Here is a 23631-nt window from a genome sequence, read left to right as displayed (position 1 = left end):
GCTCAAAGCATCAGCGCCAGCCGCTCCAGGATCAGCACGGCAAAGAATCCCAGCCCGGCAATCACCAGCCATTTGATGATCAGGAGGCCGCGCTGACGCCAGCGCACCTGGCCGGTGGCGATGGACAGCGCAAAGCACAGCACGCTGGCCGCCATCAGCAGGCCAAAGATCAGGCGAAACAGCATCATCGTGCGTGCTCCTCGGGCGCCGTGCTCACCAGGCCGGCGCCAGCTGGGCAAAGCCCTGCGGTGCTGCCGCTTCCTGCTCGAAGCTGACGTACTCATAGGCCTCGGCATCGGCCAGCAGCTCGCGCAACAGGATGTTGTTCAGCGCATGGCCGCCCTTGAACGAGGTGTAGGCGGCCAGCAGCGGGCCGGCCACATGCATATCGCCGATGGCGTCGAGGATCTTGTGCTTGACGAACTCGTCGTCGTAACGGAGGCCATCGGCATTGAGCACGCGGTAGTCGTCAACGACGATGGCGTTGTCCATCGCGCCGCCCAGCGTCAGGCCGCGCGAGCGCATCAGCTCGATGTCGCGGGTCATGCCAAAGGTGCGGGCACGGGCAATCTCTTTCTTGTAGCTGCCGGCGCCCATATCGAAGGTGTACTGCTGACCGGTGGCGGCCACGGCCGGGTTGTCGAACTCGATCTGGAAGGACAGGCTGTAGCCATGCTTGGGCTCCAGGCGGGCCCACATCAGCCGCTTGCCTTCCCCGCGGCGCACCTCGATGGTCTTCTTGACACGAAGAAAGCGCTTCGGCGCCTCCTGCAGCGCAATGCCCGCGCTTTGCAGCAGGAAGACGAAGCTGGCGGCCGAGCCGTCCAGGATGGGCACTTCGTCGGCATTGATGTCGACATAGAGATTGTCGATACCCAGGCCGGCGCAGGCCGACAGCAGGTGCTCGATGGTCTGCACCCTGGGGGCGCCGGGGTCGCCGCCGGGGCTGACCGTCGTCGCCATGCGCGTGTCGCACACCGTGTCGGGCCGCACCGGGATGTCCACCGGCGTGTTCAGATCGATGCGGCGGAACACGATGCCGGTGTTGGGTGCCGCAGGGCGCAGCGTCATTTCAACCTTCTGCCCGCTGTGTATGCCCACGCCAACCGCCCGTGTCAGCGCCTTCAGGGTTCTTTGCTTGACCATGGGCCGCATTGTCCCCGATCGCGACAAAACCTGCCTGTGCCAGGCTTCACGCCGTGCTGCCGGGCTCGGGCGTCTCCGTGCTGCTGCGGCCCTCCCGCTGCACCGGCAGGCGCAGCGACAGCCGCGTGCCCTGGCCGGGCTTGCTGTCGATGTGCAGCGTGCCGCCCAGGCGCTGGGCGCGCTTGACCTGGCTGCGCAGGCCGCGACCCTTTTGCGCGGTGGCCATGTCAAAGCCCTCACCATCGTCCTCGACGCGGATCTCGATGCGCTCGCCCAGATCGCGAGTGGCAATGCGTACCCGGTGCGCCCGCGCATGCTTGAGCACATTGTTCAGCCCCTCCTGCAAGAGCCGCAGCACATGCAGCGCATCGGGTGGCTCCAGCCAGGGCAGCGGGGGCAGATCTTGCACATCCCATTCCAGCGTCAGACCGCCGACCTGCAGGCGCTTGCCAAGCCGGTAGCGCATGGTCGCCAGCAGCGAGACGATGTCGTGGCCGACTGGTTCCAGCGAGTCGATCACCAGACGCAAATCGTCGACGCATTCACGCAGCACTTCGACGACCCGATCCTGCTCCATGGTGCCCTGTTCCACCGCCACCATGGCCGACAGCAGCGAGGAGCCGAGGCCATCGTGCATATCCTGCATCAGCCGCTGGCGCTCCAGCAGCAGTGCCTGCTGGCGCTCCGACTCGCGCAAGCGATCGTGTTGGGCCTGCAGTTCACGCTCCTGAGCGCCGAGGCGTTCTGCCAGGTGCTCATTGGCCGATTCGACCTGCTGCAATGCCGCCAGGTAACGGCGCCGCACCGCGTAAAGAAAGCTGGCGATGATGACCAGTGTGGCGTAAGGCATCAGGTAGACATGCTCGGGCCAGGCCCAACCCGCCAGCAGCGCCAGATCATGAACACCGAGCAGCAGGCCCAGAATCAGGCTGGCAACGATCAGCTGCATCTCCCGGCTGCCCTCGCGCCAGGCCTCACGGCTGACGAAGGCAGTGCCGATCAGGCCGACGCTGGCATTAGCGATGTGCTGGGCCACCACGGTGTCGTAGGCCTGGCTCCAGGGCAGCGTGAAGATGCTGGTGAGCAGCACAAACAGGGCCATCAGGCGCTCGAAGCGCGGATGCTGGACCTTGGCAAAGCGCAGCGCAAACAGATAGGTCAGCAGCATCACCCAGGCCATCGAGGCATGGGTCATCCACCAGAACCAGTGCAGCACCAAGGGCGAGCGCGGCAGGTCCATGTGGTAGTGCAGGTTGCGCAGCAGCCAGCCCAGGCTGGCCAGCGCGAAGAGCAGATAGGCCGGCTCATGGCGACGGCGCCACCAGAGCGAGAGCGCGAACAGCGCCAGCACCACCAGGGTCATGCCCGTCGCCTGCGGCACGGTGATCTGCAGGGCCCAGCGGCGCTGCTGTAGGACCTCAAGATCCTCGCGGGCGCCCAACCAGGCGCTGGACACCGTGTAGCTGCCCTGGGTATGGGTAGGCACCGCCACCACCAGCTCCAGCGCCCGGTCCGCGTGCAGACTGGTCAGCGCACCTGGAATCACCGCCCACAGCGGCCGCACCCATTGCTCGCGCACGCCGCTCTGGTTGTCGAACACCGGGCGCCAGCCTTCGTCGGTGCGGACCAGCACCGCCGTGGCAAAACCTACGACCCGCGGCATGTAGAGCGCCACGCTGGTTGGCCACTGACCTTGCGGCGGCGCATAGCGGAAGCGGTACCAGCGCATCTGCACACGTTGGCGACCGCCGAAATCGGCGCTGGCGGCGCGGGTCTGCACATCGGGCAAGCTGACGCGCTGCCAGGCCTGCGCCTCATCCGGCGGATGCAGATGGGCCGGCAGGCTGCTGGCACTGCCATCAACGGCCCGCAGCGCCGCCCACCAGGCGCGCAAATCCTCGCGGCTCCAGTCGGACACGGCGACGTCCGCGCTCAGCGAGCGATCGCCCTCGCGCAGCAGCGCTGGGTCGGGCTGGATGCGCACCTGAGCCGCCACGCCGCTCCCCATGCTCAGCAGGCAGCTGAGCCAGACCAGGCGCCACAGCGCCCCCAGCGAACACAGGCGCAACAGGAAATGGGGAGTCATGCCAAGGCCAGAGATGGCGAGAAAACCAGGAGTTGGCGTCGTCCGTTTGGCGGCGACGCCTGACCACGCCAATACCCGTAGGTACGCGCGGCCGGACCACCGCGCAGTCTGCCAAGATCGGCCTGCGCCGCCTAGACCTCAGGCCGCCCCATCCGCATGGGCGCCACGACTGTTACAAAGCCACACAGCTGCAGTCCCATGGCTTGCTCGCTCGTTGTAATGAAAAAAGCCAGCACACCGCGAACGGCAGGCTGGCTGTTTTGACGGCGCCGAAACGCTGCCGCAGGGCTTGCTTGATCCGACCGAATCAGTCCGCCTGCTTGCGCAGGAAGGCCGGGATCTCGATTTCGTCCATGCCGTTCGACGACAAGGCCTCGACCTTGGCGGCAGCGGTACGGCCATGACGCCAGACGCTGGGCACGCTCATGCCACCGAAATCATTGCCTCCGAGCGCAGCGGCCGGCGAGGCCGTTACCGTGCCCTGGCCCGGCGCCTGGCCCATGATGACCGGCTGGGTCAGCACCGGCATATTGTCGGTACCGGTGCGCTGCACGACTTGCTGCACCACTTGCAGCGGCGCCTGCTGGCGGGCACGCTGGGAGGACAGGCCGGTGGCGATCACCGTCACACGCATCGCATCGCCCAGGCTTTCGTCGTAGGCGGTGCCGTAGATGATGTGCGCATCTTCGGCGGCGTAGCGCTTGATGGTGTTCATCGCATTGCGCGATTCGCTCAGCTTGAAATTGCCCTTGGCTGCGGCGATCAGCACCAGCACGCCGCGCGCGCCGGACAGATCGATGCCTTCCAGCAGCGGGCAGGCCACGGCCGCCTCGGCGGCCTTGGTGGCGCGGTCCGGGCCGGTCGCTTGCGCGGTGCCCATCATGGCCTTGCCGGGCTCGCTCATCACCGTCTTAACGTCTTCGAAGTCGACGTTGACCAGGCCGGGGATATGGATGATGTCGGAGATACCGCCGACGGCATTCTTCAGCACATCGTTGGCGTGAGCGAAGGCTTGATCCTGCGTGACGTCGTCGCCCAGCACATCGAGCAGCTTCTCGTTCAGCACGACGATCAGCGAATCGACGTTGGCTTCCAGCTCGGCCAGGCCGGCGTCGGCCGCCTTGATGCGGCGATTGCCTTCGAATTCAAACGGCTTGGTCACCACACCGACGGTGAGAATGCCCATGTCCTTGGCCACACGGGCGATCACCGGTGCGGCGCCGGTGCCGGTGCCGCCGCCCATGCCGGCGGTGATGAACAGCATGTGGGCGCCGGCGATCGATTCGCGGATGCGCGCCTCGGCCTCTTCGGCGGCGGCCTTGCCCATCTCAGGCTTGGCGCCAGCGCCCAGACCGGTGCTGCCCAGCTGCAGGAGCTGATCGGCCTTGGAACGATTGAGGGCCTGGGCATCGGTGTTGGCGCAGATGAACTCCACACCCTGAACGCCCTGGTTGATCATGTGCTCGACCGCGTTGCCGCCGCCGCCACCGACACCAATCACCTTGATTTGCGTGCCTTGATCAAACTCTTCAATCATCTCGATTGCCATAACAAACCTCCTTCAGCAATTGTGCATTTGCCAAGAGTAAAAAACCACAGGGATGACCCTCTTTTTCAGCGCCAGGACCGATATTTCCTGTTTTTTAGCGCTGCAAACCACATCCCCGACTTCACCCAGCGACATACATCGTCGAATCGCCGCCGCAGCGGCCGCTTCGACCTCAGAAATTTCCCAAAAACCAATCCTTGGCACGGCCAAACAGCGTCTTCACCGAACCGGCCTGCTGCGCCGCCTTCAAACCCCGGGTGCGCGACAGCCGCGCCTCTTCCAGCAGCCCCATCACGGTGCCGGAACGGGGATTGGCGACCATATCGAACAAGGCGCCGCTATAGGTCGGATTGCCGCGGCGCACCGGTTTGAGGAAGATGTCCTCGGCCAGTTCGACCATACCCGGCATCACCGAAGCACCGCCGGTAATGACGATGCCGGAGGACAGCAATTCTTCGTAACCACTGTCACGAATCACTTGCTGGACCAGCGAATAGATTTCCTCGACACGCGGCTCGATCACACCGGCCAGCGCCTGTTTTGACAACATCCGCGGCGAGCGGTCGCCCAAACCCGGCACTTCAACCTGATCGGCCGGATCGGCCAGCAATTGTTTGGCCACACCATGCTCGACCTTGATTTCCTCGGCATCCTTGGTCGGCGTGCGCAGGGCCATGGCAATATCGCTGGTGATCAAATCCCCGGCGATCGGTATCACGGCGGTATGGCGAATCGAGCCGCCGGTGAATATCGCCACGTCGGTGGTGCCGGCACCGATATCGACCAGGGCCACACCGAGATCGCGCTCGTCGGCGGTCAGCGCGGCATGGCTGGAGGCGCTGGGATTGAGCACCAGCTGCTCGACTTCCAGACCGCAGCGGCGCACGCATTTGACGATGTTTTCGGCGGCACTTTGGGCGCCTGTGACAATATGTACCTTGACCTCGAGGCGGCCACCGCTCATGCCAATTGGCTCTTTGACCTCGTGGCCGTCAATGACGAATTCCTGCGGTTCGACCAATAACAGGCGCTGATCGTTCGGGATATTGATGGCCTTGGCGGTTTCAACCACCCGGGCGACATCGACCGGCGTGACCTCTTTGTCGCGCACGATCACCATGCCGGTCGAGTTCTGGCCGCGAATATGGCTGCCGGTGATGCCGGTAAAAACGCGGGAGATTTTGCAGTCGGCCATCATTTCGGCCTCTTTCAAGGCCTGCTGGATCGATTGCACCGTTGCGTCGATATTGACCACGACACCGCGCTTCAAACCATGCGAGGGGGCAACGCCGAGACCGGCAATGCGCAATTCGCCATTGCCCATCACCTCGGCCACCACCGCCATGATCTTGGCCGTGCCGATATCCAATCCAACGACCAAATCCTTGTATTCCTTGGCCATGCCAGTCCTTTAGTTTTTCTTTGCACCGCCCTTTGGCGGGGTGGGGGTGGTCGAAACTCCACGCAAGCGCAGTGCATAACCGTCGCCATGGCGCAGATCGGCCGACAGCAAATCAGTTTTGTAGCGCGAGGTGATCTGTTGAATGCTGGCCACGAACTGGCCATATCGGGCGAGTACCTCGGCATCGCTGCCGCGCCCCAGTTCGATATGCGAACCCTTGGCCAGGGTGATCCGCCAGGAACCGCGGCCGGACAAATCCAGCCGCTCGATCGAATCGTCCAGCCGGGCGGTCTGGGTCTGCAACTGCTGCCAGAGTTTCAGCATATGGGCCGAGGCATGGGCCGGGCCGGACAGCAGCGGCAGGTCTTCGTCTTCGACATCGCCGAGATTGGCCTGGAAGACTTCGCCGAAGCTGTTGACCAGCAGGCGCTCGACGGTGGCATCGCTGTCGGCATCGGCGCCCTCGGGCTTGGTTTCCCAATACGCCGCCGGCTTGTGTTCTTCCAGGCTGACCTTGAGCCGGTTCGGCCAGACCCGCTGCACCACCGCGTGGCGCACCCAGGGCACCGCCTCGAAAGCAGCGCGGGCCTGCTGCAGATTCATGCTCAGAAAGCTGCCGGCCAGGCGTGGCACCGCATTGGCGCGCAGCGAGGCGGCGCTGTTGCGGCTGACCTCGCCCTCGACCTGCACCGCGCGAATCGCAAACACCGGCTGGCGCATCAGGCGCTGCAGCGCCAGCGTCAGCACCGCCGCCGCCAGGCCAAGCAGCAGCAAGGCCGTGACACCGTTCATCAAACGGATGTCCGGCGGCAGCGGCTGTTGGGCTTGGGCGGCGCGCATGGCTGGGTGTGGTCAGACGGATTGAACTCAGGTCCGACCGGCAATGCCGGGCACCTTGCCATCCAGCCGGGCCTGGCTGAGCAGCCACAAGCAGAGCTGCTCATAGCTGATGCCGGCGTGGGCGGCCGACTTGGGCACCAGCGAATGCGAGGTCATGCCCGGCGAGGTATTCAACTCGAGCAGGAAGGGCTTGTTGTCGCGCTTGCGCAGCATCAGATCGGCGCGCCCCCAGCCGCGGCAACCCAGCGAGCGAAAGGCAGCCAGCGCCAGCGCCTGCACCTCGGCTTCCAGCGGCGCCGGCAAATGGCCCATCAGATAGCGGGTGCTGTTGGTGAAGTACTTGTTCTGGTAGTCGTAATTGCCATCGACTGCCTCGATCTGTATCACCGGCAGCGCGAAGGCCTGCTCGCCCTCGCCCAGCACCGGGCAGGTCAGCTCCGGGCCGTCAATGAATTCCTCGCAAAGGATCTCGTCGTCGTAGCGCGCGGCCAGCTGAACCGCATCCTGCATCTGCGAATAGCCGATCACCTTGGAGATGCCAATCGTCGAGCCCTCGTGCGGCGGCTTGACGAACACCGGCAGGCCCAGTTCGTCAGGGATGGTGATCACGCGCTCACGCGTCAGCGCATTCGCCTTGAGGCTGAGCCAGCGCGGCGTCGGCAGGCCATCAGCCAGCCAGAGCCGCTTGGTGGTGATCTTGTCCATCGCGATGGCCGAAGCCATCACACCGGAGCCGGTATAGGGAATGCCCAGCAACTCCAACGCGCCCTGCACCGTGCCGTCCTCGCCATGGCGGCCATGCAGCGCAACAAAGCAGCGATCAAAGCCCTCGGCCTTGAGCTCATGCAGGCCACGCTCGGCCGGGTCAAAGGCATGGGCGTCAACGCCCTGGCTGAGCAGTGCCGCCAGCACGCCGGGGCCGGACATGGTCAGCGAAACCTCGCGCTCGGCGGACGCGCCGCCGGCCAGCACGGCCACCTTGCCGAGGGCCTTGACATCGATATTCAGATCCAAGCTCATGGCTGGACACCCTTCTTCAACAGTTCCACCGTTCGTGCCGGCACCGCGCCGATCGAGCCCGCGCCCATCACGATCACCACATCACCATCGCGGCTGGCCGCGGCAATCGCCTGCGGCAAGGCCGTCACCTCGCTCACCAGCTGCGCGCCTGGCAGCTGCGCCTGCAGCGCTGCCGCCGTGGCACCGGCAATCGGCGCCTCGCCAGCGGCATAGACCTCGGTCAGCAGCACCGCATCAAAGCCGGTCATCACGCGGACGAAATCGGCAAAGCAGTCGCGCGTACGGGTGTAGCGGTGCGGCTGGAAAGCCAGCAGCAGACGCCGGCCCGGGAAAGCACCCCGAGCGGCGGACAGCACCGCGGCCATCTCGACCGGGTGGTGGCCATAGTCGTCGATCAGCGTGAAGCGACCGCCATCGGCCGCCGGCAACTCGCCATAGCGTTGGAAGCGTCGGCCGACGCCACCAAACTTGGCCAGCGCGGCGACGATGGCCGCGTCGGGCAACTCCAGCTCGGTCGCCACAGCAATCGCGGAGAGCGCATTCAGCACGTTATGCATGCCGGCCAGGTTCAGCGTGACCTGCAACTCAGGCAGCTGGCCGCGGCCATCGCGACGCAGCACCTTGAAGCGCATCTGGCCACCGGCCAGCGCCTCGACATCGACCGCGCGCACCGCATTGCCCTCGCCCAGGCCATAGCTGACGATGGGCCGCGACACCAGCGGCATGATGGAGCGCACACCCTCGTCGTCGCCGCAGAGGATGGCCGCGCCGTAGAAAGGCATCTTGTGCAGGAAGTCGACAAAGGCCTGCTTCAGCCGCGCGAAGTCGTGGCCGTAGGTGTCCATATGGTCGGCGTCGATATTGGTGACGACGGCCATCATCGGCAGCAGGTTCAGGAAGGAGGCATCGGACTCATCGGCCTCAACGACGATGAACTCGCCCTGCCCCAGCGCCGAATTGGCGCCGGCGCTGTTGAGTTTTCCGCCGATCACAAAGGTCGGGTCGACGCCCGCCTCGGCCAGCACGGTGGTGACCAGCGAGGTGGTCGTCGTCTTGCCGTGGGTGCCGGCAATGGCGATGCCCTTCTTCAAGCGCATCAGCTCGGCCAGCATGATGGCGCGCTGCACCACCGGGATGCCGGCGGCACGCGCGGCAATCACCTCGGGGTTGTCGGCGCGCACGGCGGTCGAGGTCACCAGCACCTGGGCGCCGGCAATCTGCTCGGCCGCATGGCCGATGAAGACGCGCAAGCCCAGGGCGGCCAGGCGCTCGGTCGTGCTGCTGGCGCCCTGGTCGGAGCCGGACACCGTGTAGCCGAGGTTGAACAGGATCTCGGCGATGCCGCTCATGCCGGCGCCGCCGATGCCCACGAAGTGGATGTGTTTGATCGCGTGTCTCACCGCTGCACCAGTCTTTCAATTTCATCGGCCACACGCGAGGCCGCCCGCGGCCGCGCCAGCGCGCGCGCCTTGTTGGCCATTTGCAGCAGCTGTTCGCGGTTCAGGCTGCGCAGCAGCGCTTCCAGGCCTTCGGCCGTCAGCTGCGGTTGCGGCAGATGCAGGGCGGCGCCATGCTGGGCCATGAACTGCGCGTTGTCGCGCTGATGCGAGGTGGTGGCCACAACCAGCGGCACCAGCACCGCCGGCACGCCGGCCGCGCACAGCTCGCTGACCGTCACCGCGCCGGCGCGGCAGATGATCAGGTCACAGTCGGCCAGGCGCTGGGCCATATTGTCGATGAAGGGCAGGATCTCGGCCTGCACACCAGCGGCCTGGTAGCCGGCCTGCACCGTGCTCAGATTGGCCTGGCCGGTCTGGTGCGTGACGATGGGCCGCTCCACGGCCGCGAAGCGCTTCAAGGCCTGCGGCAGCACCTCGTTGATGGCCCTCGCGCCCAGCGAACCACCGACCACCAACACCCGCAGCGGCCCGCTGCGGCCTGCAAAGCGCGCCGCCGGCTCGGCCAGCGCCTCGATCTCGGCGCGCACCGGATTGCCGGTCAGCACTGCCTTCTTGGTCGACGCCGCCGCGGCGCCGTCAAAGCCGAAGGCGATGCGCTGGGCAAACGGCGTCAGGCTGCGGTTAGAGAGCAGCATCGCCGCGTCGGCATTGACCAGCATCAGCGGGCGGCGCATCAGCCAGGCCATCAGGCCGCCGGGGAAGCAGACATAGCCACCCATGCCCAGCACCGCATCGGCGCTGCGGCTGGCGAACACCTGGCGCGACTGGCCCAGCGCCTTGATCAGCGTGCCAATGCCGCGCAGCGCATGCATCAGGCCCTTGCCGCGCAGGCCGGCAAAGGCCAGCCGGTCCAGCGGCAGGCCCGAGGGCGGCACCAGCTTGTTCTCCATGCCCTGCTCGGTGCCCATCCAGCTGACGCTCCAGCCGCGGCGCTGCATCTCCTCGGCCACGGCCAGGCCCGGGATGATGTGCCCGCCGGTGCCGGCGGCCATGATGACGAGGTGGCGGGTGCTCATGCTCGGCCTCCTCGCATGAGTTGTCTGTTCTCGATGTCAATCCGCAGAACAATCGCCAGCGCCACGCAGTTCATCAGGATGGCCGAACCGCCGAAGGACAGCAGCGGCAGCGTCAGGCCCTTGGTCGGCAGCGCGCCCAGGTTGACGCCCATATTGATGAAGCCCTGGCCGCCCATCCAGATGCCAATGCCCTGGGCATAGAGCCCGGCAAAGACGCGGTCCAGCGCAATCGCCTGGCGGCCGATGTGGAACAGCCGGCGCGACAGCCAGAAGAAGGCCAGGATCACCGTGGCAACGCCGACAAAGCCCAGCTCCTCACCGATCACCGCGAGCAGGAAGTCGGTATGCGCCTCGGGCAGGTAGTGCAGCTTTTCCAGGCTGGACCCCAGGCCCTGGCCGAACAGCTCGCCGCGGCCAAAGGCGATCAGCGAGTGGGTCAGCTGATAGGCCTTGCCCTGGGCGTACTTCTCGTCCCAGGGGTTCAGGTAGGCAAAGATACGTTCGCGGCGGAATTCGCTGAAGGTGATCATCAGCACGAAGGCGCCGATCAGCACCGCGACGATCAGGAAGAACATCCGGCCGTTGACACCGCCGAGGAACAGGATGCCCATCGCGATCGCGGCGATCACCATGAAGGCGCCCATGTCCGGCTCGGCCAGCAGCAGCACGCCGATCACCGCCAGCGAGGCCGCCATCGGCCAGACCGCCTGGACGAAGTTCTCCTTCACGTCCATCTTGCGCATCATGTAGTTGGCCGCGTACATGGCAATCGCCAGCTTGGCCAGCTCGGAGGGCTGGAAGTTCATCACGCCCAGCGGCAGCCAGCGCCGTGCGCCGTAGACGACCTTGCCCACGTGCGGAATCAGCACCGCCACCAGCATCACCAGCGAGACGACGAAAAGCCAGGGCGCCAGCCGCTCCCAGGTGCTGACCGGCACCTGCACCGTGATCAGCGCGCCGACCAGACCGAAACCGATGGCGACGATGTGCCGCGTCAGGAAATGGGTAGGCAGGTAGTTGGCGAAGCGCGGGTTGTCCGGCATCGCGATCGAGGCCGAATAGACCATCAGCAGGCCCAGGGCCAGCATCGCCAGCACCACCCAGACGAGGGTCAGATCAAAACCCAGCATCTTGGTCGGCTGGCCGGCCGAGGTCGACACCCAGTCGCGCACCGGCACATCGCTGCCCGCCGCTTCCTCGCGGCGGAACAGACCGCGCAGGCGGGCGCCGAAGCCGCCACTGCCGCCATCGCTGTTGCTGTCGAGCCGTGCGCTCATCAGGCGAGGCCCTCGTCAGCCGCCATCGCCTGCACCTCGTCAACAAAGACCTGGGCGCGATGGGCATAGTTGCGGAACATATCCAGGCTGGCGCACGCCGGGCTCAGCAGCACGCTGTCGCCGGTCTGCGCCTGCGTCAGGCACCAGCGGGTGGCGGCCTGCAGCGTGTCGAAGCGCTCTTGCGGCAGCTCGACGGCAGCCAGTTGCAGCGCGGCGGCGATCTGCTCGGCATCGCGACCAATCAGCGCCACCGCACGGGCGTGGCGGGCCAGCGGTTCGGCCAGCGGGCTGAAGTCCTGCCCCTTGCCATCGCCGCCCAGAATCATCAGCAGCTTGGCCGGCGCCCGGTCCAGCCCCAGGCCGCTGATCGCGGCGACGGTGGCGCCGACATTGGTGCCCTTGGAATCGTCGTAGAAATCAACACCGCGAATGCTGGCCACATACTCGACCCGGTGCGGCTCGCCGCGGTACTCGCGCAGTGCATGCAGCATGGGCGCCAGCGCGCAGCCGGCGGCCGAGGCCAGCGCCAGCGCGGCCAGCGCATTGGCCGCGTTGTGGCGGCCACGCACGCGCAGTGCATCGGCCGGCATCAGGCGCTGCAGGATGATTTCTTCCTCTTCGTCCTTGCGGCGCTTGATCGTCTCATCGACCTCGCGGGCGCGCACCAGCCAGGCCATGCCGCCTTCGCTGACCAGGCCGAAATCGCCCGGCCGGTCCGGCGCATCGAGGCCAAAGCGGCAGACCCGGCGCGACTGCAGCCGCGTCGGCCGGCCCCGGCCCTGCTTGACGGCCACCGGCGCCGGCACCATGGCCTCCACCTGCGCATCGTCGCGGTTGATCACCATCAGCGCCTGCTCACCAAAGATGCGCGCCTTGGCCCGGGCGTAGGCGGCCATATCGCCGTGCCAGTCCAGATGGTCCTGGGTCAGGTTCAGCACCGCGGCGGCGGTCGGCTCGAAGCCGTTGACCGTATCGAGCTGGAAGCTGGACAGCTCCAGCACCCAGACCTCGGGCAGATGCTCGAACACCGGCGGCTTGGGCGGCGGCGGCTTGATCGGCAGCGGCGCTTCGTCAAGCAGCGCATCGACCTCGTCCAGCGTGATGCCGGTAGCCGGCCCGACGGCGGCCACATCGGCTTGAACTTCGACGACCGGATCGCCCTCGGCAGCGGCCTCGGCCGGCGCAGCTTGCACTTCATCGGCGGCGCTGCCGGAGTCCTGCAGCGACTGCTCGGCCGGGGCCAGGTCTTGCGCGTCAGACTCCGCAGGCGCCACGGCTGCTTCGGCAACCGGCGCCTCAGTGCCTTCCGCGCCTTCCGCGCCTTCAGCCCCCTCAGCCGGTTCAGCCGGCTCAGCCACTGTCTCGGCGTTCGACCCGGGCGTCGGTTCCAGATCCATGGCCGCGCCCAGCAGGCCCAGCATGCTGGGGCCGATATTGCCGGCCACGGCGACGCGCTTGCCAGCGCGCTCGGCCAGCATCGCCGTCATGCAGGTGGTGGTCGTCTTGCCATTGGTGCCGGTGATCGCCAGCAGCGCCGGCTCGTAGCGCCGCTCAGCCTTCAGATCAGCCAGCGCGCGGGCGAACAGATCCAGCTCGCCCTGCACCGGAATGCCGGTCGCCTGTGCGAGCGCCAGCAGGGGCTTCAGCCGCTCATCCAGCGGCGACAGGCCCGGGCTCTTCAGCACCAGATGCACGCCCTGCAGCGCGGTTTCCGGCAGGTCGCCATGGAAGAACTCGGCGGCAGGCAGTTGCTCGCGCAAGGCCGCGAGCTGCGGCGGGTTCTCGCGCGAATCCCAGACCTGCAGCCGTGCCGCGCCATGACGGGCGCCCCAGGCCGCCATGGCCAGGCCAGAGTCTCCCAGACCCAGGATCAACAAAGACAGGCCCTGCAAATGCCTCATGCAAGCCTCTCGAAGAATTGCGCCGCCAAAACCCAGCGGAGCTCACGGATCCGGCTCCGCCGGTCCGTCGAGCTCGCCCCCTTCGAGGGGGCGCGCAGAGCGCGTAGGGGGTGGGTCATATGACTAGCGGAGCTTCAAGCTGGCCAGGCCGATGAGGCACAGCAGCATGGTGATGATCCAGAAGCGAACAACCACCTGGGTCTCCTTCCAGCCCGACTTCTCGAAGTGGTGGTGCAGCGGCGCCATCTTGAAGATGCGACGGCCCTCGCCGAACTTCTTCTTGGTGTATTTGAACCAGCTGACCTGCAGCATCACCGACATCACCTCGGCGACGAACACGCCGCCCATGATGCCCAGCACGATTTCCTGCCGCGTGATCACCGCCAGCGTGCCCAGCGCGCCGCCCAGTGCCAGCGCGCCCACATCGCCCATGAAGACCTGGGCCGGGTGGGTGTTGAACCACAGAAAGGCAAGACCTGCCCCCGCCATCGCGGCGCAGAAGATCAGCAGCTCGCCGCTGCCCGGGATGTAGGGAAAGAGCAGGTACTTGCTGTAGACCGAGGAGCCGGTCACATAGGCAAACACGCCCAGCGCCGAGCCGACCATCACCACCGGCATGATGGCCAGGCCGTCCAGCCCGTCGGTGAAGTTCACCGCATTGCTGGTGCCAACGATGACAAAGTAGGACAGGCCGATGAAGCCGAACACACCCAGCGGGTAGCTGACCGTCTTGAAGAAGGGCAGCATCAGGTCGGCGCGCGGCGGCAGCTCGGTCGAGAAACCGCTGGTCACCCAGCGGAAGAACAGCTGCACGACGCCGAGGATGGAAGTCTCCGACACGCTGAACGCCAGGTAGAGCGCAGCGGCGAGGCCGATCAGCGACTGCCAGAAGAACTTCTCGCGGCTGGCCATGCCCTCGGGGTTCTTGTCCACGACCTTGCGCCAGTCATCAACCCAGCCGACCGCACCAAAGCCCATGGTCACCACCATCACGACCCAGACGAATCGGTTGCTCCAGTCGAACCACAGCAGCGTCGAGATGCCGATGCCGATCAGGATCAGCACGCCACCCATGGTCGGCGTGCCGCTCTTGGCCAGGTGCTGCTGCACGCCGTACTCGCGGATGGGCTGGCCGATCTTCATTTCGGTCAGACGGCGGATCACCCAGGGCCCGAAGGCCAGGCCGATCAGGAGCGAGGTCATCGCTGCCATCACCGCGCGGAAGGTGATGTACTGGAAGACCCGCAAAAACCCCAGATCGGGATAGTGGTTCTGCAGCCACTGCGCCAGACTAAGCAGCATGCGAGCCTCCTGCGGCAGCCTGCAGCGCCGCGACAACCTTGCCCATCTTCATGAACTTCGACCCCTTGATGAGCACGTTCTGGAACTGCGGCGACTGATCCAGCGCCTGCAGCAAATCTTCTAGCGTCGCAAAGGCGCGTCCGGCACTACCTTGCCCGTAGGTGTAGGCGGCCGCGGCATCGGCGGCAGCACTGCCGGCCGTCCACAGCGCGGCGACACCACGTGCGGCCGCATAGGCGCCCACCTCGCGGTGGAAGGCCGGGCCCTGGTCGCCCACCTCGCCCATATCGCCGAGCACCAGCCAGCTGGCGCCCGGCATTTCAGCCAGCACATCGATGGCGGCGCGCACGCTGTCCGGGTTGGCGTTGTAGCTGTCGTCGATCAGCGTGATGCGCCGGCCTTGCAGCTGCAGCTGTTGCGGGCGCGAGCGCCCGGCCACTGGTTGAAAATCCTCCAGGCCGCGCACGACGGCGGCCAGCGGCGCACCGGCGGCCAGCGCGCAGGTGGCAGCCGCCAGGGCGTTGCGCACATTGTGCAAACCGACGACGCTGAGCACCACCGGGGCATCGCCGGCCGGCGTTTGCAGCTCCAGCGCCCAATGACCCGCATCCATCCAGCGTGCCCGGCCCATCACATCGGCCTGCCCTTGCAAGGCAAAGCTGAGGTGCGCGCGCGCGCCGGCCAGCTGGTGCCAGATCGGCGCGCAGGCATCCTCGGCCGGGAACACCGCCACACCGGCGGCGCCCAAGGCCTTGATGACCTCGCCGTTCTCATGCGCGGTGGCCTCGACGGTCTGCAGAAACTCCTGATGCTCGCGCTGGGCGTTGTTGACCAGAGCCACCGTTGGCTGTGCCATCGCGGCCAGCGGCGCGATCTCGCCGACATGGTTCATGCCCAGCTCGACGACGGCCGCGCGGTGCCACTGCACCTCGTTCTGGCGCAGGCGCAACAGCGTCAGCGGCACGCCGATGTCGTTGTTGAAGCTGCCCTCGGTGGCCAGCGCCCCCTCGCCCACCCAGGCGCGCAGGATGCTGGCGATCATCTGCGTGACCGTGGTCTTGCCATTGCTGCCGGTCACCGCAATCACCGGCAGCTCGCAGCGGCGACGCCAGCCGGCGGCCAGCGCGCCCAGGGCGGCGCGGGCATCGGGCACCTCGATGCCAGCCAGACCGGCGGCCTCCAGGCCGCGCTCGGCAATCGCCGCGGCAGCACCGGCCGTGCGGGCCTGCGGCAGAAACTCGTTGGCATCGAAGCTGTCGCCGCGCAGGGCGACGAACAGATCGCCGGCCTGCAGGCTGCGCGTGTCGGTGTACACGCGGTTCAGGCGGATGGCGCCATCGCCAATCAGGCGCGCGCCGGGAATGGCCGGCTGCAGCAGCGCGAAGGCCTCGGCCAGGCTCAACATATCGGTACTCACAGGCCCGCCCTCGCGATCAGCGCCAGCCGCGCTTCGTCCACGTCGGAGAAAGGCAGGCGCTCGCCGGCAATCTCCTGATAGTCCTCATGCCCCTTGCCGGCCACCAGCACCACATCGCGGGCGTCAGCTTCCAGCACGGCCTGCGCAATCGCCGCGCGGCGATCGGCCAGCACCAGGCGCGGCGCGGCGGCGTCCAAACCAGCTTCGATATCGGCCAGGATCTGTTCGGGCACCTCGTGGCGCGGGTTGTCGCTGGTGATGATCACGCGCGCCGCCAGCCGCGCAGCAATCGCGCCCATCAGCGGCCGCTTGGCGCGATCGCGATTGCCGCCGCAGCCGAACACGCAGAGCAGCTTGCCGCCGCGGGCCGCGGCCAGCGGCTGCAGCGCCTGCAGCGCCTTGTCCAGCGCGTCGGGCGTGTGGGCATAGTCGACCACCAGCTGCGGCAGCTCGCGGCCATTGCCGACCCGCTGCATGCGGCCCGGCACCGGCGTCACCAACGCGGCCACACGGGCCACATCGGCCAGCGAATGGCCCAGCGCACGCAGGCCGCCGATCACGGCCAGCAGATTCCCGACGTTGTACTCACCGATCAGCCCGGTCTCGACCAGCAGCGGCGCCGCGCCCTGCTCCTGCAGCGTGAAGGCCAGGCCGCCGGCGCGGTAATGCAGGTCCAGCGCGGCCAGGCGCACATCATTGCGATTGAGACCGTAGCTCCAGACGTCCAGCCGGCCGGCCAGCTCGATGGCCAGCGCCGCGCCCTTGGCATCGTCGGCATTGAGCACCGCCGATTGCAGGCCCGGCCAGTTGAACAGCGCGCGCTTGCAGGCCCAGTAGGCCTCCATGCTGCCGTGGTAGTCCAGATGATCCTGGGTGAAGTTGGTGAACAGCGCCACCTTGATATGGGTGCCGCCCAGCCGGTGCTCGTTGACACCGATCGACGAGGCCTCGATCGCGCAGGCGCCAAAGCCGTCCTGCTGCATCCGGTGAAAAGCCGCCTGCAACAGCACCGGGTCAGGCGTCGTCAGGCCGGTGTATTCGATCTGCGCCGGCTGGCCCGGCAGCGGCGGCTCGCCCACACCCAGCGTGCCGACCACGCCACAGCGCTGACCCAGCAGGGACAGCGCCTGCGCGGTCCACCAGGCAGTCGAGGTCTTGCCATTGGTGCCGGTGGTGGCCACCACATTCAGCGCCCTGGACGGTTCGCCGAAGTAGGCGGCGGCGATCAGGCCGGTCTTGGCGCGCAGGCCCGGCAGTGTGGCGACGCGGGCATCGGCAAAGCCATAGCGGGCCACATCCTCGTCTTCGACCAGGCAGGTGGCGGCGCCGGCCTCGAGCGCGGCATTGACGAACTCGCGGCCGTCACGGGTATAGCCGGGCCAGGCGATGAAGGCATCGCCGTGGTGGACGCGGCGGCTGTCGGTGCGCAGCTGGCCGGTGGTCCATTCCTGCAGCCAGCGGGCCGCGGCTTCAGGGGATTTCAGATGGGTCAGCATGTCAGGCCCTGGCAGCTGGAAAGGTTGGAAACGGAAGCCTGCTGGAGGCTCCAGAAAGAGGTACTGGCGGGCTCGACAGCGGCCTGGATGTGCGCCTTGACGTCCAGATCGGCCGGCACCTTGAGCAGGCGCAGGCTTTGCGCGACGACCTCGGCAAACACCGGGCCGGCGACACGGCCGCCATCGTGGAATTGCGCCGTCGGCTCATCGAGCATCACCGCGACGACGATGCGCGGCTTGCTGATCGGCGCCAGGCCGACAAACCAGGAGCGGTACTTGCTCTTGTTGTAGCCGGTGCCTTCCTGCTTGTAGGCGGTGCCCGACTTGCCGCCAACGCTGTAGCCGGCCACCTGCGCCTGCGGCGAGGTGCCGCCCGGGGCGGTGACGGTCTGCAGCATCTGGCGCATGGTGCGCGCCGTGGCGGCCGAGAACACGCGGCTGCCGGGCACGGGCTCGGCGCTGCCGCGCTTGAGCAGGGTCACCGGGATCAGCTCGCCATCGCGGGCGAACACGGTGTAGGCATGGGCCAGCTGGAACAGCGAGGCCGACAGGCCGTAGCCATAGCTCATCGTCGCCTGCTCGATGGTGCGCCAGCTCTTGTAGGGGCGCAGCCGGCCAGTCACGGCGCCGGGGAACTTGATGTCGGGCCGCTGGCCCAGGCCAATGGCGCTGAACATCTCGTGCAGCTCGCGCGCCGGCATCTGCAGCGCCATCTTGACGGTGCCGATATTGCTGGACTTCTGGATCACCTGCGCCACGGTCAGCGCGCCGGCGGCGTGGGCATCGGAGATCGTCGCGCCATTGATGGTCATCGTGCCCGGCGACACGTCAATGACGGTGTCGGGACGCACCCGGCCGCTGTCCAGCGCCAGGCTGACGGTGAACGGTTTCATCGTCGAGCCGGGCTCGAAGACATCGGTCAGCGCGCGATTGCGCAGCTGGGCACCGCTCAGATGCTGGCGCTCATCGGGCTTGTAGCTGGGGTAGTTGGCCAAGGCCAGCACCTCGCCGCTGAGCGTATCCAGCACCACCACCGAGCCGGCCTTGGCACCGTTGGCCTGCACCGCGTCGCGGATGCGCTGATAGGCGTAGTACTGCACCTTTGCGTCAATCGACAGGGCCAGATCATGGCCATTGACCGCCGGCACCCGCTCGCCGACGTCCTCGACGATGCGGCCCAGCCGATCGCGCACAACGGCGCGCTGCCCATCCTGCCCCTGCAAATCCTGCTGGTAGGCCAGCTCGATGCCTTCCTGGCCGCGCTCTTCCAGATTGGTGAAACCGACCACATGGGCGGCCGCTTCACCTTCCGGGTAGCGGCGCTGGTATTCACGTTCCTGGAACACGCCCTTGAGCTTCAAGGCCTGCAGCTGGGCCAGCTGCTGCTCGCTGGCGTGGCGCAGCAGCCAGACGAAGCGGCTGTTCGGATCGAGCTTCTTCTGCAGCTCTTCGGCACTGAGGCCGAGTGCGGCGGCCAGCGCGCGGCGCTTGGCCGGGTCGGCATCGACCTCGCCCGGAATCGCCCAGAAGGACGGCACCGCGACGCTGGTGGCCAGCAGCTGGCCACTGCGGTCGCTGATGCTGCCGCGGCTGGCCGGCAGCTCCAGCTGATGAACGGTGCGCACCTGCCCCTGCTTCTTGAAGAAGTCGGTGGCGATGGCCTGCACATAAAGCGTGCGGCCGAGCAGGCCAGCGAAGGCCAGGCCCACCAGGCCAAGCAGGAACTGCGAGCGCCAGGCCGGTGTCGGCGCGGCCAGCAGCGGGCTCTGGCCATAGCTGAGGCCATGGCTTTTGCCCAAGGTGCCGCGGCGCGGCATTGCGCGCTGCAGCGCCTGGATCAGGGGGGGCGACTTGAACTGCATCGCCGGCCTCAGAAGCTTTCCTCGACCGCCTGCGGCTTGCTGCTGGCGACGATCTGCGGCTTGACCTCTAGATCCGGCGGCACGCCCAGCTGACGCAGGGTTTGCGCGACGACGCGGCTGAACACCGGACCGGCCACCGCGCCGCCGTAGTGAACGCCATTGCTCGGCTCGTCGACCATCACGGCGACAACGATGCGCGGCTTGCTGACCGGCGCGACGCCGACAAACCAGGAACGGTACTTGTGACCAGCGTAGGTGCGGCCTTCCTGCTTGTGTGCGGTGCCCGACTTGCCACCGACGCTGTAGCCGCTGACCATCGCATCGGGCGCTGTGCCGCCGGGACCGGCAGCCATCTGCAGCATGGTGCGAACCTGCTGCGCCGTCTTCGGCGAGAAGACGCGGATGCCAGGCACCGGATCGCTGCTGGGCTGGCGCATCATCGTCACCGGTATCACCTCGCCATCGCGGGCAAACACGGTGTAGGCCCGGGCCAGCTGGAACAGCGAGGCCGACAGCCCGTAGCCATAGCTCATCGTCGCCTGCTCGATCGGACGCCAGGTCTTGAACGGGCGCAGCTTGCCGGTCACTGCCCCGGGGAAATTGATCTGCGGGCGCTGCCCCAGCCCGACGGCGGTGAACACCTCGTGCATCTCGCGCGCCTGCATCTGCAGCGCGAGCTTGGTGATGCCAACGTTGGACGATTTCTGGATCACCTCGGCGGCCGAGAGCACGCCATGCGGGTGGGCATCGGTGATCACCGAGCCGGTCACGGTCATGCGGCCCGGCGAGGTATCGATCGGTGTTTCCGGCGTCACCCGGCCGGTCTCCAGCGCCAAAGCCATGATGATGGGCTTCATCGTCGAGCCGGGCTCGAAGACGTCGGTCAACGCGCGGTTGCGCAGCTGCTCGCCAGAGAGGTTCTGGCGCGAGCCGGGGTCGTAGCTGGGGAAGTTGGCCAGTGCCAGCACCTCGCCGGTCTGCACGTCCAGCACCACCACCGAGCCGGCCTTGGCCTTGTGCTCGGCCACCGCGTCGCGGATGCGCTGGTAGGCAAAGAACTGCACCTTGGAGTCGATCGACAGATCGATATCGCGGCCATTCATCGCCGGCACGCGCTCGCCGGTGTCTTCGACCACACGGCCCAGGCGGTCGCGCACCACCGAGCGGGTGCCGTCACGGCCCTGCAGATCCTTCTGGAAGGCCAGCTCGATGCCTTCCTGGCCGCGCTCTTCCAAATTGGTGAAGCCCACCACATGGGCGGCCGCTTCACCTTCCGGGTATTGACGTTTGTACTCGCGGTCCTGGAACACGCCCTTGAGGTTCAGCGCCTTGATGCGCGCGGCCGTGTCGTCATCGGCCTGGCGGCGCAGAAAGACAAAACGTGTGGCCGGATCGAGGCGTTTGTCCAGCTCCTGGGCACTGAGGCCGAGAATCTTGGCCAGCTCGGCGCGTTTGACCGGATCGGCGTCCACTTCCTTGGGAAAGGCCCAGATCGAGGGCACGGCCACGCTGGAGGCCAGCACCTGGCCGCTGCGGTCGACGATGCGACCGCGACTGGCCGGCAACTCGACCGTGTGGGAATAGCGAGCCTCGCCCTGGCGCTTGAAGAACTCCTCGGCAATCACCTGCACATACAGGGCGCGAGCCAACAGACCAGCGAAGGCCAAACCGACCAGGGCAACCAGAAAGCGCGAGCGCCAGGGCGGCGTCTTGGACGCCAGCAGCGGACTGCTGGAGTAGCTGACCGCGCGCGTGTTCAGCGCCCGTGCACCGCTGCGCTTGCCTTGGCCAAACAGCTTGTCGCGCCAGCTCATGGCCGCGCTCCCTGGGCGGCAGCGCCGCCACCGGCGGCTGCCGATGCGGCGGCCTGCGGCGCGTTCAGCTCGACGCTGATCGCCGGCGTGATCGCGCGCATGCGCAGGCGCTCGCGGGCGACCTGCTCGACACGCAGATTGGTGGCCTGCGCATGGCGCTCGGCCAGCAGGCGTTGGTGATCGGCATCGAGCCGGCGGCCTTCGGTCTGGGCACGGTCGAGCTCGGTGAACAGCCGGCGCGCGTCATAGGCGCTGCGCACCAGATAGAGGCCGGACAACAGCACGGCCAGCAGCAGCACGAGGTTCAGCCGGCTCACCGCTCGCCTCCGCGCCGCCGCTCATGGACCGGCGGCAAGGGCGCCTCGGTGCGCTCGGCCACGCGCAGCACGGCGGAGCGCGAACGTGGGTTGGCGCGCACCTCGGCCTCGCTGGGCTTGATGCGGCCCAGCGCCTTCAGCACCAGGGCCTTGGGTGGCGCAAACATCGCGCGGCGGTCGACCACATCCTTGCTGTGGGTGGCAATGAAGTTCTTGACGATGCGGTCTTCCAGCGAATGGAAACTGATCACCGCCAGCCGCCCGCCGGGCGCCAGCAGCTGCAGCGCCGCATTCAGCCCCTGCTCGAGCTCCTCAAGCTCGGCGTTGACGAAAATCCGAAGCGCTTGAAATGTGCGCGTTGCAGGGTCCTGGCCCGGTTCGCGGGTTTTGACTGCACCAGCCACGACTTTGGAAAGCTCGGCAGTGCTTCGTACAGGACTCCCGCTTTCCCGGCGAGCAACAAGCGCCTTTGCAATCTGTGAAGCAAACCGTTCTTCCCCATAATTCCTGATGACCTCGGTGATGCTGCGTTCGTCGGCACGGGCGAGGAAGTCGGCGGCGCTTTCGCCCCGCGTCGTGTCCATGCGCATGTCCAGCGGCCCTTCAAAACGGAAACTGAAACCGCGGGCCGGGTTGTCGATCTGCGGGCTGGACACACCCAGGTCGAGCAGAATGCCCTGCACCTGCTGCACGCCCAGACTGTCCAACTGGGCCTGCATATCGGCGAAGGCGCTGTGGCAGATGGAAAAACGCGGGTCTGTGACCCGCGTCTCGCCCGTCGTGGCTGCCGCGATGGCCTCGGGGTCGCGATCGATCGCGATCAACCTCCCCTCGGGCGCCAGCCGGGTCAAGAGCAGCCGCGAGTGACCGCCGCGGCCAAAGGTGCCGTCGACATAAATGCCGGCCGGGTCATTGAGCACGCCGTCGACGGTCTCGTTGAGCAGCACGGTGGTGTGCGCAAAGCTGGGGGTGGCGGCGGCAGTCATCAGAAGCTGAAGTCCTTGAGGGCGTCCGGCAGTTCGGACTGCATCACCTGCGCCTCATGGGCCGCATAGGCCTGGGCATCCCAGAGTTCAAAGTGGCTGCCCATGCCGAGCAGCATCACGTCTTTTTGCAGGCCGGCGCTGGTGCGCAGCTCGGGCGCGATCAGCACGCGCGCGGCGGCATCGATCTCGACATCCTGGGCATTGCCGAGGAAGACACGCTTCCAGCCGGCCGCCGACATCGGCAGCGCCGCGATGCGGTCACGGAAGGTTTCCCAGGCCGAGCGCGGGAAGACCATCAGGCAGCCTTCGGGGTGCTTGGTGATGGTGAGCTGGCCGCCACAGAGGGCCTGCAGCACTTCGCGGTGGCGTGTTGGGACGGTCAAGCGCCCCTTGGCATCCATTGCCAAGGCACTTGCCCCCTGAAACACAAAATTCGCCACAGCGACCCACCAAATTGCAGTTTTTCCCACTTTACTTTCGGAACCCCGCAAGGTCAAGGAAAATCCGAGAAAAATCCAATGAAATCAATCACTTAGCAGCCATTGCTGGAGTTGATCGCGAGGCAAATATCGTTCAAAAAGAAGGACTTGCGAGTTGGTCTGCAAGTGCTGGATGAACAGTTGGGCACCTACAGTTCGGGAAAAACCCGCCGATAGCGCCGTATGGGTCGCAATGCCTGGGCGCCGACGTTGACGGGGTCGGACGCTGCGGAAGCGGCGATACTCGCCCACAGGCAGGCC

19 protein-coding genes are annotated in these 23631 nt (G+C 66.8%); all 19 read right to left on the bottom strand.

Annotated elements, in window-relative coordinates:
• Positions 1–2 precede the first annotated feature (2 nt).
• The 19 genes from RQP53_RS13460 to mraZ all read right to left on the bottom strand — a co-directional run bounded on the left by RQP53_RS13460 (position 3) and on the right by mraZ (position 23319).
• Positions 3–188 carry a hypothetical protein gene (locus RQP53_RS13460; protein ID WP_315650840.1) on the bottom strand — a complete coding sequence of 62 codons (186 nt, stop codon included), beginning with the start codon at positions 186–188 and terminating at the stop codon, positions 3–5.
• Positions 189–213: 25 nt separating this feature from the next.
• A complete protein-coding gene (lpxC, locus tag RQP53_RS13455; protein ID WP_315650839.1) occupies positions 214–1146 on the bottom strand; it encodes a UDP-3-O-acyl-N-acetylglucosamine deacetylase in 933 nt (310 codons plus the stop codon).
• A 46-nt stretch (positions 1147–1192) separates the two neighbouring features.
• Positions 1193–3232, bottom strand: coding sequence for a sensor histidine kinase (locus tag RQP53_RS13450; protein WP_315650838.1), 2040 nt, complete (start codon positions 3230–3232; stop codon positions 1193–1195).
• Between the two features lie 307 nt (positions 3233–3539).
• Positions 3540–4781, bottom strand: a complete 1242-nt coding sequence (ftsZ, locus tag RQP53_RS13445) for a cell division protein FtsZ (RefSeq protein ID WP_315650837.1) — start codon at positions 4779–4781, stop codon at positions 3540–3542.
• A gap of 172 nt (positions 4782–4953) precedes the next feature.
• Positions 4954–6183: a cell division protein FtsA gene (gene ftsA, locus RQP53_RS13440; RefSeq protein WP_315650836.1), complete on the bottom strand. Its 1230-nt coding sequence runs from the start codon at positions 6181–6183 to the stop codon at positions 4954–4956.
• 9 nt (positions 6184–6192) lie between these two features.
• Positions 6193–7023, bottom strand: a complete 831-nt coding sequence (locus RQP53_RS13435) for a cell division protein FtsQ/DivIB (protein ID WP_315650835.1) — start codon at positions 7021–7023, stop codon at positions 6193–6195.
• A gap of 27 nt (positions 7024–7050) precedes the next feature.
• On the bottom strand, positions 7051–8043 hold the full coding sequence (locus tag RQP53_RS13430; protein ID WP_315650833.1) for a D-alanine--D-alanine ligase: 993 nt from the start codon (positions 8041–8043) through the stop codon (positions 7051–7053).
• Positions 8040–9443, bottom strand: coding sequence for a UDP-N-acetylmuramate--L-alanine ligase (gene murC, locus RQP53_RS13425; RefSeq protein ID WP_315650832.1), 1404 nt, complete (start codon positions 9441–9443; stop codon positions 8040–8042). The genes RQP53_RS13430 and murC overlap by 4 nt, the downstream gene beginning before the upstream one ends.
• Positions 9440–10519, bottom strand: a complete 1080-nt coding sequence (murG, locus tag RQP53_RS13420) for an undecaprenyldiphospho-muramoylpentapeptide beta-N-acetylglucosaminyltransferase (protein WP_315650831.1) — start codon at positions 10517–10519, stop codon at positions 9440–9442. The genes murC and murG overlap by 4 nt, the downstream gene beginning before the upstream one ends.
• The gene (gene ftsW, locus RQP53_RS13415; protein WP_315650830.1) at positions 10516–11796 is read right to left on the bottom strand and encodes a putative lipid II flippase FtsW; all 1281 of its coding nucleotides are present in this window, start codon (positions 11794–11796) and stop codon (positions 10516–10518) included. The genes murG and ftsW overlap by 4 nt, the downstream gene beginning before the upstream one ends.
• The gene (gene murD / locus RQP53_RS13410) at positions 11796–13697 is read right to left on the bottom strand and encodes a UDP-N-acetylmuramoyl-L-alanine--D-glutamate ligase (protein ID WP_315650829.1); all 1902 of its coding nucleotides are present in this window, start codon (positions 13695–13697) and stop codon (positions 11796–11798) included. The genes ftsW and murD overlap by 1 nt, the downstream gene beginning before the upstream one ends.
• A gap of 123 nt (positions 13698–13820) precedes the next feature.
• Positions 13821–14999 (bottom strand): phospho-N-acetylmuramoyl-pentapeptide-transferase, encoded by a 1179-nt coding sequence (gene mraY, locus RQP53_RS13405; RefSeq protein ID WP_315650828.1) that lies wholly within the window; start codon positions 14997–14999, stop codon positions 13821–13823.
• Positions 14989–16404 (bottom strand): UDP-N-acetylmuramoyl-tripeptide--D-alanyl-D-alanine ligase, encoded by a 1416-nt coding sequence (locus RQP53_RS13400; protein ID WP_315651150.1) that lies wholly within the window; start codon positions 16402–16404, stop codon positions 14989–14991. Before RQP53_RS13400 ends, mraY begins: the two co-directional genes overlap by 11 nt.
• Before the next feature lie 8 nt (positions 16405–16412).
• Positions 16413–17912, bottom strand: coding sequence for a UDP-N-acetylmuramoyl-L-alanyl-D-glutamate--2,6-diaminopimelate ligase (locus RQP53_RS13395; RefSeq protein ID WP_315650827.1), 1500 nt, complete (start codon positions 17910–17912; stop codon positions 16413–16415).
• A complete protein-coding gene (locus RQP53_RS13390) occupies positions 17906–19774 on the bottom strand; it encodes a peptidoglycan D,D-transpeptidase FtsI family protein (RefSeq protein ID WP_434064089.1) in 1869 nt (622 codons plus the stop codon). Before RQP53_RS13390 ends, RQP53_RS13395 begins: the two co-directional genes overlap by 7 nt.
• 8 nt (positions 19775–19782) lie before the next feature.
• Positions 19783–21588: a peptidoglycan D,D-transpeptidase FtsI family protein gene (locus RQP53_RS13385; protein ID WP_315650825.1), complete on the bottom strand. Its 1806-nt coding sequence runs from the start codon at positions 21586–21588 to the stop codon at positions 19783–19785.
• The gene (ftsL, locus tag RQP53_RS13380; protein ID WP_315650824.1) at positions 21585–21905 is read right to left on the bottom strand and encodes a cell division protein FtsL; all 321 of its coding nucleotides are present in this window, start codon (positions 21903–21905) and stop codon (positions 21585–21587) included. The genes RQP53_RS13385 and ftsL overlap by 4 nt, the downstream gene beginning before the upstream one ends.
• Positions 21902–22891 (bottom strand): 16S rRNA (cytosine(1402)-N(4))-methyltransferase RsmH, encoded by a 990-nt coding sequence (rsmH, locus tag RQP53_RS13375; protein ID WP_315650823.1) that lies wholly within the window; start codon positions 22889–22891, stop codon positions 21902–21904. The genes ftsL and rsmH overlap by 4 nt, the downstream gene beginning before the upstream one ends.
• Positions 22891–23319: a division/cell wall cluster transcriptional repressor MraZ gene (mraZ, locus tag RQP53_RS13370; protein WP_315651147.1), complete on the bottom strand. Its 429-nt coding sequence runs from the start codon at positions 23317–23319 to the stop codon at positions 22891–22893. Before mraZ ends, rsmH begins: the two co-directional genes overlap by 1 nt.
• Positions 23320–23631: the final 312 nt, after the last annotated feature.

The organism is Roseateles aquae, from assembly GCF_032337115.1.
Taxonomy (GTDB): domain Bacteria; phylum Pseudomonadota; class Gammaproteobacteria; order Burkholderiales; family Burkholderiaceae_C; genus Roseateles_C; species Roseateles_C aquae.
The sequence above is the reverse complement of the archived record's forward strand: the minus strand, read 5'-3'. Positions and strand labels throughout refer to the sequence as shown.

What these genes read in the sequence shown, in the direction of transcription:
- lpxC (WP_315650839.1), bottom strand. Translation starts at nt 1,146, where the DNA reads ATGGTCAAGCAAAGAACCCTGAAGGCGCTGACACGGGCGGTTGGCGTG.
- ftsW (WP_315650830.1), bottom strand. Translation starts at nt 11,796, where the DNA reads ATGAGCGCACGGCTCGACAGCAACAGCGATGGCGGCAGTGGCGGCTTC.
- RQP53_RS13390 (WP_434064089.1), bottom strand. Translation starts at nt 19,774, where the DNA reads ATGCAGTTCAAGTCGCCCCCCCTGATCCAGGCGCTGCAGCGCGCAATG.
- RQP53_RS13395 (WP_315650827.1), bottom strand. Translation starts at nt 17,912, where the DNA reads ATGCTGACCCATCTGAAATCCCCTGAAGCCGCGGCCCGCTGGCTGCAG.
- ftsA (WP_315650836.1), bottom strand. Translation starts at nt 6,183, where the DNA reads ATGGCCAAGGAATACAAGGATTTGGTCGTTGGATTGGATATCGGCACG.
- murD (WP_315650829.1), bottom strand. Translation starts at nt 13,697, where the DNA reads ATGAGGCATTTGCAGGGCCTGTCTTTGTTGATCCTGGGTCTGGGAGAC.
- RQP53_RS13385 (WP_315650825.1), bottom strand. Translation starts at nt 21,588, where the DNA reads ATGAGCTGGCGCGACAAGCTGTTTGGCCAAGGCAAGCGCAGCGGTGCA.
- RQP53_RS13450 (WP_315650838.1), bottom strand. Translation starts at nt 3,232, where the DNA reads ATGACTCCCCATTTCCTGTTGCGCCTGTGTTCGCTGGGGGCGCTGTGG.
- murG (WP_315650831.1), bottom strand. Translation starts at nt 10,519, where the DNA reads ATGAGCACCCGCCACCTCGTCATCATGGCCGCCGGCACCGGCGGGCAC.
- RQP53_RS13460 (WP_315650840.1), bottom strand. Translation starts at nt 188, where the DNA reads ATGATGCTGTTTCGCCTGATCTTTGGCCTGCTGATGGCGGCCAGCGTG.
- rsmH (WP_315650823.1), bottom strand. Translation starts at nt 22,891, where the DNA reads ATGACTGCCGCCGCCACCCCCAGCTTTGCGCACACCACCGTGCTGCTC.
- RQP53_RS13400 (WP_315651150.1), bottom strand. Translation starts at nt 16,404, where the DNA reads ATGTTGAGCCTGGCCGAGGCCTTCGCGCTGCTGCAGCCGGCCATTCCC.
- RQP53_RS13430 (WP_315650833.1), bottom strand. Translation starts at nt 8,043, where the DNA reads ATGAGCTTGGATCTGAATATCGATGTCAAGGCCCTCGGCAAGGTGGCC.
- RQP53_RS13435 (WP_315650835.1), bottom strand. Translation starts at nt 7,023, where the DNA reads ATGCGCGCCGCCCAAGCCCAACAGCCGCTGCCGCCGGACATCCGTTTG.
- ftsZ (WP_315650837.1), bottom strand. Translation starts at nt 4,781, where the DNA reads ATGGCAATCGAGATGATTGAAGAGTTTGATCAAGGCACGCAAATCAAG.
- mraY (WP_315650828.1), bottom strand. Translation starts at nt 14,999, where the DNA reads ATGCTGCTTAGTCTGGCGCAGTGGCTGCAGAACCACTATCCCGATCTG.